The sequence below is a fragment of the Vibrio sp. 1078-1 genome (assembly GCF_033340475.1).
Window position 1 is genome coordinate 1 of sequence record NZ_JAWOWM010000243.1, and the last position, 773, is coordinate 773.

Here is a 773-nt window from a genome sequence, read left to right on the forward strand (position 1 = left end):
AGTGTGGTTAAAGAACGCTTTGATGGGCAGCTATTCGAATTGCCTACCGTTGTGTACGCGCGCATTTTGAACCTCAATCCAGGTGAAAACATCACCATTCAAGAACTTCGCAACGAATTAGATGTACTGAACTACCGTAAGGTAAGCCAGCCTCGTTACCCTGGTGAGTATTCTTCTTCTTCGACTCGCGTTGAACTGATCCGCCGTCCTTTTGAATTTGCTGATGGCCCAGAACCGGATCGCCACGTCATGCTGCACTTCTCAGACAGCTGTTGGGATCGTAGTCAGTCTTTATAGTCAAAAGGCGATCTGGGCTACTTGCGCCTTGAGCCAAAGATGCTGGGGATGCTTGAAAAAGATCGTGATGAGCAACGTCTGTTCTTACGTCGTGACCAATTCCCTGAAATTTTAGTTGATGCCTTGTTGGCGACAGAAGACCGAGACTTCTATCAGCATGATGGTGTTTCACCATTGGCTATTGCCCGTGCTTTAGTGGCGAATATCAAAGCGGGTCGCACCGTTCAAGGTGGCAGTACCTTAACGCAGCAGCTAGCGACAAACTTATTTCTAACCCGTGATAAACCGCTGTGGCGTAAGGTGCGCGAAGCTTATATTGCGCGTATTCTTGACTACCGTTACAGCAAAGACCGCATTTTAGAAGCCTACCTCAATGAAGTGTATTTGGGTCAAAGCGGCGGCGAAGCGATCCACGGTTTTGGCTTAGCATCACGCTACTACTTTGGGCAGCCAATCCAAGAGTTGCGAATTGATCA

General features: G+C 48.3%; 1 pseudogene. It reads left to right on the forward strand.

Going from position 1 to position 773, the window contains the following annotated elements:
• Positions 1-773, forward strand: a pseudogene (locus tag R7190_RS26880) (transglycosylase domain-containing protein); the annotation flags it as partial.